This is a genomic window from bacterium, from assembly GCA_041648665.1.
In the GTDB taxonomy this organism is placed as follows: Bacteria; UBA10199; UBA10199; order 2-02-FULL-44-16; family JAAZCA01; genus JAFGMW01.
The window spans coordinates 1-7362 of record JBAZOP010000118.1; the positions used below are offsets into that span (position 1 = coordinate 1).

The following is a 7362-nucleotide window of genomic DNA, read 5'->3' on the forward strand; positions in this document are numbered from 1 at the left end:
GAGGATGCGGGGCTGGGGGCCGTGTGGGTCTGTGTGCATCCTATCGAGGAACACGTGCGCCACGTGCGCGAAGTGCTCGGCATCCCGCAGGACACTGTTCCGCTTTGCGCGATTTCTATCGGCTATCCCGCGGGCGACGAGAAGCCGAAGGACAAATTCGAGCCGGAGAAGATACGCTGGGAAAAATGGTGAGTTACTTCTTCCTCCACCCCTTCAGCCTTTCGGAGATGTTCTTTTCGTACCCGTTCTTAGTGGGTTCGTAGTAACGTTTTCCCTTGAGCTTGTCCGGCAGGTACTGCTCGTTGGGCACGAAGTGGCCATCGAAGTCGTGGGCGTACTTGTAGTCCTTTCCGTATCCCATCTCCTTCATCATCTTCGTGGGCGCGTTGCGTATGTGCTTGGGCGTTGGCAGCGCCCCGAGCTCGTTCACGTCCGCGAGCGCGCGCTTGTATGACATGTAGCTCGCGTTGCTCTTGGGCGCCGTGGCGAGATAGGTGGCGCACTGTGCGAGCGGGATCCAGCCCTCGGGCATGCCCACGAAGTCGAAGGACTGCATGCAGGAGATCGCGACCTGCACTGCGTGCGGGTCGGCGTTTGATACATCCTCGCTCGCGAATATCACCATGCGCCTCGCGACGAACAGTGGGTCCTCGCCTGCCTCCAGCATGCGCGCGAGATAATAAACCGCAGCGTCCGGATCGCTTCCGCGCATGCTTTTGATGAATGCGGAGATGACGTTGTAGTGCTCCTCGCCCTTTTTATCGTAGAGCAGGCTCTTCTTCTGGAGCGCGGCCTCGACAACGGCCAATGAGATCTTTGACTTGTGATTGCCTCGGGAGACCAGGTCAGCGGCGATCTCGAGCGTGTTGAGCGCGCGGCGCGCGTCCCCTGCGGCTGATTCCGATATAAACCTTATCGCCTCGTCGTCTGCTGAGATCTTGAGGCTGCCGAGCCCACGATCTTCGTCGGAGAGGGCCTCCCTCACCAGCTTTTCGATTTCGGCCGCGTCTATCGGCTCGAGCACGTAGACCTTGGTTCGGGAGAGCAAGGGCCCTATGACTTCGAACGAGGGGTTCTCGGTCGTGGAGCCGATGAGCGTGATCGTCCCGTCCTCGACGTGCGGGAGCAGCGCATCCTGCTGCGCCTTGTTCCAGCGGTGGATCTCGTCCACGAACAGTATGTTCGGCCTGCCGGATAGAGATCGGGAGGCCTTGGCCTCCTTGATGATCGCGCGCAGGTCGGTCACTCCTGAGAGCACGGCGGAGAGGTGATGGAACCGAGCTTTTGTCTTGCCCGCGACTATGCGGGCTAGGGTGGTTTTGCCCGTGCCGGGAGGGCCCCAGAATATTATGGATGGCACGGTGTCCGCTTCGATGAGCGCGGAGAGCGGTTTGCCCGGACCCACGAGGTGCTCCTGACCCACTATCTCGGAGAGCGTGCGGGGCCGCATCCGCTCGGCGAGCGGCGCCTTGTGGTGCCCCTTGTCGGCGAAGAGGTCGTCCATGAGAGGTGTTATGAGCACGACAGTGGTTCACTGTACAAGGGAAAAATAATTGCGGATGAAAATTCGATTGAAGGCCCGCAGGCTGCGTGCTAGACGAGAGAGATCGTGCTCACATCCCTCCGCATCAAGGACTTCGCCATCATCGACGAGATCGAGCTATCGCTCGGGACGGGGCTCAACGTGATGACCGGCGAGACCGGCGCCGGCAAGACGATCATTGTCGAGGCGCTCAAACTCGTCCTGGGCGGCAGGGCATCCGCCGAGGCGGTGCGGGCGGGCAGCGAGTCGGCGAGCGTCACCGCCACCTTCGACTCCTCTGACCTGCCGGCCCCTGCGGCAAATGCGCTGGCCGATGCGGGCATCGAGTGCAAAGAGGGGATCATCGTCCACAGGGTCGTGGGCAGCCAGGGCAAGGGCCGGATTTCGATAAACGGCGTGCCCGTCATCGCCGCAACGCTCAAGACGGTCGCAGAGCATCTGGTGGACATATCGAGCCAGCATGAGCATCAGCTCATGCTCGACGAGGCGAGATACCCCGCGTTGCTCGACGGTTTCGCAGGCCTCTGGAAGGAATTCGAGGCGTTCGCCCTGGCGCACCGCATGTGGCTCGATGTCTCCCGTGAGCTGGCAAAACTCGAGGACGCGGGCAGAAACGCGGTGGAAAGGCAATCGTTCCTCAAGTTCCAGCTGGACGAGATCGAGAGGGCGCAGGTGAAGCCGGGCGAGGACGCGGAGATCGAAGCGGAACTCAAGAGGCTCAAGCACGCGGTCTTTCTGGAGGAGAAGGTGCGTGCAGCGTGCGACGCGCTGAGCGGCGAGGCCGGGTCCGCAATCTCTGCGCTCTCGATCGCTTCGCACGCGGTCGAACAGTGCGCGCAGTTCGAATCAAAGGCTGAAGACTGGGCTGCGGCTATCAATCGCTCGCGTGTCGAGGCTGAGGAGGTGGCGCGGGAGCTCTCCATATATGCCGAGCGGGTGGGCTCGGAGCCTGATAAGGCTGAGCAGCTTGAGGAGAGGATGTATCTCATAAGGGGGCTTACGCGAAAGCACGGCGGGAGCATCGAGGCTCTCCTCGCGCGAGGTGAGGAGATGGCGCAGGAGCTCAGGAAGATAGAGAACTACGACGGGGAGCGTGCGCTGAAAAGGGTGGCCCTCGATGAGTCTGCGTTAGCTAGGAGGACGGCTGCCCAGGCCCTCAGCCGCGGTCGCACACGCGCCGCGAGGGAGATGGGGAAATCCGTCGCCTCGGAGCTTTGCGAGCTCGGGATGAAGAAGAGCGAGTTTTCCATCAAGGTCGAGCAGAGGCCGGAGGAGGAATGGGACGAGTCCGGCCCCGACAGGGTGGAGTTCCTGATATCCCCCAACGTCGGGGAGCCGATGCGCGGGCTCGCCAGGATAGCGTCCGGCGGCGAGCTGTCGCGATTCATGCTGGCGCTCAAGAGCGCCCTGGTTTCTAAGTCCGCACAGTTTGGCACCTCTATCTTCGACGAGGTGGACAGCGGCATCGGTGGGGCGGTCGCCGCGGTGGTGGGCCGCAAGCTCAAGGCCATCTCGCAGGCGCGCCAGGTCGTATGCATCACGCATCTTCCGCAGGTTGCCGCGTTTGCGGACAGCCACGTGAGGATATCGAAGAGGGTGAAGGCCGGCCGCACGGTAACATCGATGGACGGCCTTGCCGGCGACGATAGGGTGAACGAGATAGCTCGCATGCTGGGCGGAGAGAAGATCACCGACACCACGATAGCCCACGCAAGGGAGATGCTCAGAGAAAGCGGATCGTAATTATGGATATCGAGAAGGCGGTGAAGGAGGCGGTGATGAGGATCGAGGCGCAGAGCCTCGACGCGTTCGAGGTCGTGGGCCTCGTCGAACGCTCGCTCATCATCGAGTCCAAGCAGCAGATGATAGACCGCGCTCTTCGGAGCGAGAGGCGCGGGATCTCTATCAGGGCGATCAAAGGCGGGAGGATGGGGCTTGCCTCCACCGCAGACATGAATCCGAAGTCGGTGATCACCGCCGTGCGAAGCGCCCTGGCCTCTGTGGAGAGCGTCTCACCGTCGGACGAGGTTTCGCTTCCCGAGCCCCAGCCCGAGCAGGGCAAGATTGAAGAGGTTTTGAAGAGGACGCTCTCCGATGTTCCTTACAACGACAAGGCGCGGTTTGCGATGGAGATCGAGAGCGCGGCGATAGCTCACGACAGCAGGATATCCAAGGTCCAGCAGGCGCGCTACGGAGAGGATGTGCGCGCTCTCTTCGTCGTGAACTCCCGCGGCGTCAGGGCGAAGTTTGAGAGGGGTTTCTGCCACTGCGCTGCCAAGGCCGTGTCCGACGACGGCCGCTGCGCCCAGAGCGGGTTCGAGCAGTCCTTCTCCGCCTCTTTCGACGATATTGATCCTGCGTGGGTAGGCCGCACTGCCGCGAAGAGGGCGGTGGACAAACTCGGCGCTGCTCCGGCCCCGGGCGGAACGGCTTCAGTCGTGTTCGAGCCCCGGGCTGCCGCATCGATGCTCGCCCTCCTCGCACCGTCGTTCTTCGCCGACAACGTGCAGCGCGGCAAATCGATGCTCGCGGGCAAGCGCGGCGAATGCGTCTTCAACGCCGCGGTCACAATAGTGGACGACGGGCTTCTGCCCCACGGCTGCAACTCGTTCGCCTTCGACTGGGAGGGCATACCCAAGAGGCGGACGGTGCTGGTGCGCGACGGCGAGGTCGAGTCCTGGCTCTATGACGGCGCCAGGGCCGCCAAGGACCGCGTTCAGTCCACGGGCAGCTGCGTGAGAGAGGGGTTGGAGAGACAGCCCGCGGTCGGCGTGAGCAACTGTTTCCTAAAGGCAGGCGGAGCATCCCCGGAATCGCTGCTCGTCCAGGCTGACCGGGGTTTTTTGATCACGGACCTGCTGGGTTTGCATACCGCGAACCCGATCAGCGGCGCGTTCTCCCTGGGCGTCGAGGGGTTTGTCGTAAAAGAGGGGGCAAGGCGTGAGCCGGTGAGGGGCATGACCATAGCCGGCAATGTGCATGAGCTGTTCGGAAGGATCGTCGCCGTGGGCAACAACTTGAGGTTCGTGGGGTCGTTCGGCGCACCTGCGTTTTTTGCGGAGGGGATGGTCCTGGGTTCCTGATGCCCTGGGTGTAAAATTTTTGGCTTTTCAAGAGGGGGAGAACCCCTATAATAAATCGATGCTCATAAGATCCTTCGGAATATCGGACGTGGGAAAGCGCAGGGAGAAGAACGAGGACAACTACCTTGTTCACGACGGACTCCGTCTCTACGCGGTCGCCGACGGCATGGGCGGACACTTGGGTGGAGACATCGCCAGCGGGCTCGCCATCTCCACGATCGAAGAGGTGGTCTCCTCGCTCGAGCAAGACCCGGACACCACCCTCCAGGAGGGGGTGAACTTAAAGCAGGGCGAATATCAGGGCTATCTGCGCTATGCGGTGAGCCTCTCCAGCAAGCGCATATTCGACAAAGCGAAGGAAGAAAGCTCCCTCAGGGGCATGGGCACCACGACGGTCGCCGTGCTCTTCCGCGACAACAAGGCTTACATCGCCAACGTGGGCGATTCCCGGGCGTATCGCATAAGGAGCGATGAGATATTGCAGGTCACCAAGGATCACTCGCTGGTCGGCGAGCAGATGCGCGCCGGCATAATGACCGAGGAGGAGGCGCGCGGCAGCCGGCTGAAGAACATCATCACCCGTTCGGTGGGCTTCCAGGAGAACGTGGATGCCGATGTGGAGATCAGGGTCGTCCAGAAGGGGGACCGGTACCTGCTCTGTTCGGACGGCCTCTCGAACCTTCTGGGCGACAAAGAGATCAGGGACATCGTCGCAACCAACGATCTGGAGACAGCCTGCAGGCGGCTCATAGACATAGCAAACGATCGCGGGGGGGAAGATAATATCACCGTGGTGATAGCCGAGGTCGACTCGCTGGACGGATCAACGGGCCAAACAGGTTCCGACGACCCGACCATTGAACTTTAATTAATGATTCCAATAGTTTATGAAGGTTATCTTTTATTGACACTCACCCGGGTGTCTGTTAACAATTCATTATCAATTAAGATTATTTAATCAATTTGCAGGATCTATCACATACCGAAGCTGTTTGGACGTTAATCAACTGTCAAAAGAATAATGGGCAATCACAGACCCGATACCAAGAGAAGGCCGGCGGAGCGCTTCAGCATACTCATAGTGCCTCGCAACAGGTCTAAGATAAGGCGCATAGAGGCCTCCAGCAGGTCTTTCAAGGTCGTCTTATCCCTGATCGTCCTTACGGTGGCCGTCTTGATCGGATCGATAGCCGGCATGCTCTCGTATCGCGGCGCCTACCTCTCCACTCATGAAATGAGGCTTGAGGCGGCCAAGTTCATGAAGGAGAAGTCAGAGCTTGAGGCGCGTCTGGCAGGGCTGGAGGGAGCGGTCGCCAGGACCGAGCGTTTTGCCGCAAAGATCGAATCGTCCGCAGGCAAGAAGCCGGTCAGCGTGGGTTTGGGCCCTGTGGATGAACAGGATGCGTTGCCGGACCTCCCGAGTTCCGGACCGATCAAGCTCGGCGCCAGCGAATGGAAATCGCCGTTCGCCGGCTCTCTCTCCGAGGGCATGAAACTTTCGCTCAACGATCTGGTGGAGCGAAACGACGCGGTCGAGCAGCGGTTGCACGCCGCTTTCGCAAAACAGCAGGATAAACTGTATTTTTGGGCTTCCCTGCCGACCATCTGGCCGGCACAGGGCTGGGTCACCTCTGAATTCGGGGTTTCTCGGGGCAGGCGGCTTCACGAAGGTATCGATATAGCCGGCCCGCGCGGCACGCCTATCATCGCCCCCGGCGACGGCATCGTAACCTATACCGGCTATCATCGGGGATACGGGAATACCGTGATCATAGACCACGGATTCGGCATATCCACCGTATTTGCGCACTGTTCCTCGGTGCTTGCGCAGGAGGGACAGCGCGTGAAGCGGGGCGGGCTGATCGCCTCGGTGGGCAACACCGGCCGTTCGACCGGGCCCCACCTGCATTTTGAGGTGCGTGTGGACGGCGTGCCGGTAAACCCGATGATGTATCTCTCGAACAGGATGTAGCGGTTTGTTAAAGATAAGGCTCTTGCCTTTTCCCGGCCGCATGTATATGCGGCCTTTTTTGTAAATATTATGATCACATATCTGCTTAAGAAAATCTTCGGTACGAAGAACGAGCGCGAGCTCAAGAGGATGTGGCCTATCGTCGAGCGCGTCAATGCGTTCGAGCCCGAGATCAAGAAGCTCACCGACGCCGAGCTGCGCGCCAAGACCGATGAATTCAGGAAGAGGCGCTCAGCCGGCGAGTCCCTGGAAGACCTTTTGCCCGAGGCGTTCGCGGTCGTGCGCGAGGCCTCTGTCCGCGTGCTGGAGATGCGCCACTTCGACGTCCAGCTTATCGGCGGGATAGTGTTGCACGAGGGCAGGATCGCGGAGATGAAGACCGGCGAGGGGAAGACCCTTGTCGCCACGCTCCCGGTCTATCTCAACGCGCTCGACGGCAAGGGCGTGCACGTGGTCACGGTCAACGATTATCTCGCCCGCCGCGACTCGGAGTGGATGGGGAAGGTCTACCGCTTCCTGGGGCTCACCGTGGGCGTGATACTGCACGGTCTCACTGACGAGGAGCGCCAGGTGTCGTACGGCTCCGACGTCACCTACGGGACGAACAACGAGTTCGGCTTCGACTATCTGCGCGACAATATGAAGTTCCACTCGAGCCAGTTCGTGCAGAGGCCGCTCAACTTCTGCATAGTGGACGAGGTGGACTCGGTCCTGGTGGACGAGGCCCGCACCCCGCTGATCATCTCCGGACAGGCCGAGCAGTC

Annotated in this window: 7 protein-coding genes; 6 read left to right on the forward strand and 1 reads right to left on the reverse strand. The window is 60.7% G+C overall.

Going from position 1 to position 7362, the window contains the following annotated elements; all coding sequences use genetic code 11:
- The coding region (locus WC683_18395) for a nitroreductase family protein (GenBank protein MFA4974579.1) at positions 1-192 on the forward strand (192 nt) is incomplete at its 5' end.
- A gap of 1 nt (position 193) precedes the next feature.
- Here WC683_18395 and WC683_18400 read toward each other — a convergent pair.
- Positions 194-1504: a replication-associated recombination protein A gene (locus WC683_18400; GenBank protein MFA4974580.1), complete on the reverse strand. Its 1311-nt coding sequence runs from the start codon at positions 1502-1504 to the stop codon at positions 194-196.
- A gap of 105 nt (positions 1505-1609) precedes the next feature.
- Here WC683_18400 and recN point away from each other — a divergent pair, with 105 nt between their 5' ends.
- From recN to WC683_18425, 5 genes are all read left to right on the forward strand, one after another.
- A complete protein-coding gene (recN, locus tag WC683_18405) occupies positions 1610-3286 on the forward strand; it encodes a DNA repair protein RecN (GenBank protein MFA4974581.1) in 1677 nt (558 codons plus the stop codon).
- 2 nt (positions 3287-3288) lie between these two features.
- Positions 3289-4626: a TldD/PmbA family protein gene (locus WC683_18410; GenBank protein MFA4974582.1), complete on the forward strand. Its 1338-nt coding sequence runs from the start codon at positions 3289-3291 to the stop codon at positions 4624-4626.
- A 58-nt stretch (positions 4627-4684) separates the two neighbouring features.
- Positions 4685-5494, forward strand: a complete 810-nt coding sequence (locus WC683_18415) for a Stp1/IreP family PP2C-type Ser/Thr phosphatase (protein MFA4974583.1) — start codon at positions 4685-4687, stop codon at positions 5492-5494.
- 153 nt (positions 5495-5647) lie between these two features.
- On the forward strand, positions 5648-6598 hold the full coding sequence (locus WC683_18420; protein MFA4974584.1) for a M23 family metallopeptidase: 951 nt from the start codon (positions 5648-5650) through the stop codon (positions 6596-6598).
- Between the two features lie 69 nt (positions 6599-6667).
- Positions 6668-7362, forward strand: a 695-nt coding sequence (locus WC683_18425) for a DEAD/DEAH box helicase (protein MFA4974585.1), incomplete at its 3' end; no start/stop codon positions are given.

Bases quoted from the DNA above. Each gene is read 5' to 3' on its own strand.
- WC683_18415 (MFA4974583.1), top strand. From the start codon at position 4,685: ATGCTCATAAGATCCTTCGGAATATCGGACGTGGGAAAGCGCAGGGAG.
- WC683_18410 (MFA4974582.1), top strand. From the start codon at position 3,289: ATGGATATCGAGAAGGCGGTGAAGGAGGCGGTGATGAGGATCGAGGCG.
- WC683_18400 (MFA4974580.1), bottom strand. From the start codon at position 1,504: ATGGACGACCTCTTCGCCGACAAGGGGCACCACAAGGCGCCGCTCGCC.
- WC683_18420 (MFA4974584.1), top strand. From the start codon at position 5,648: ATGGGCAATCACAGACCCGATACCAAGAGAAGGCCGGCGGAGCGCTTC.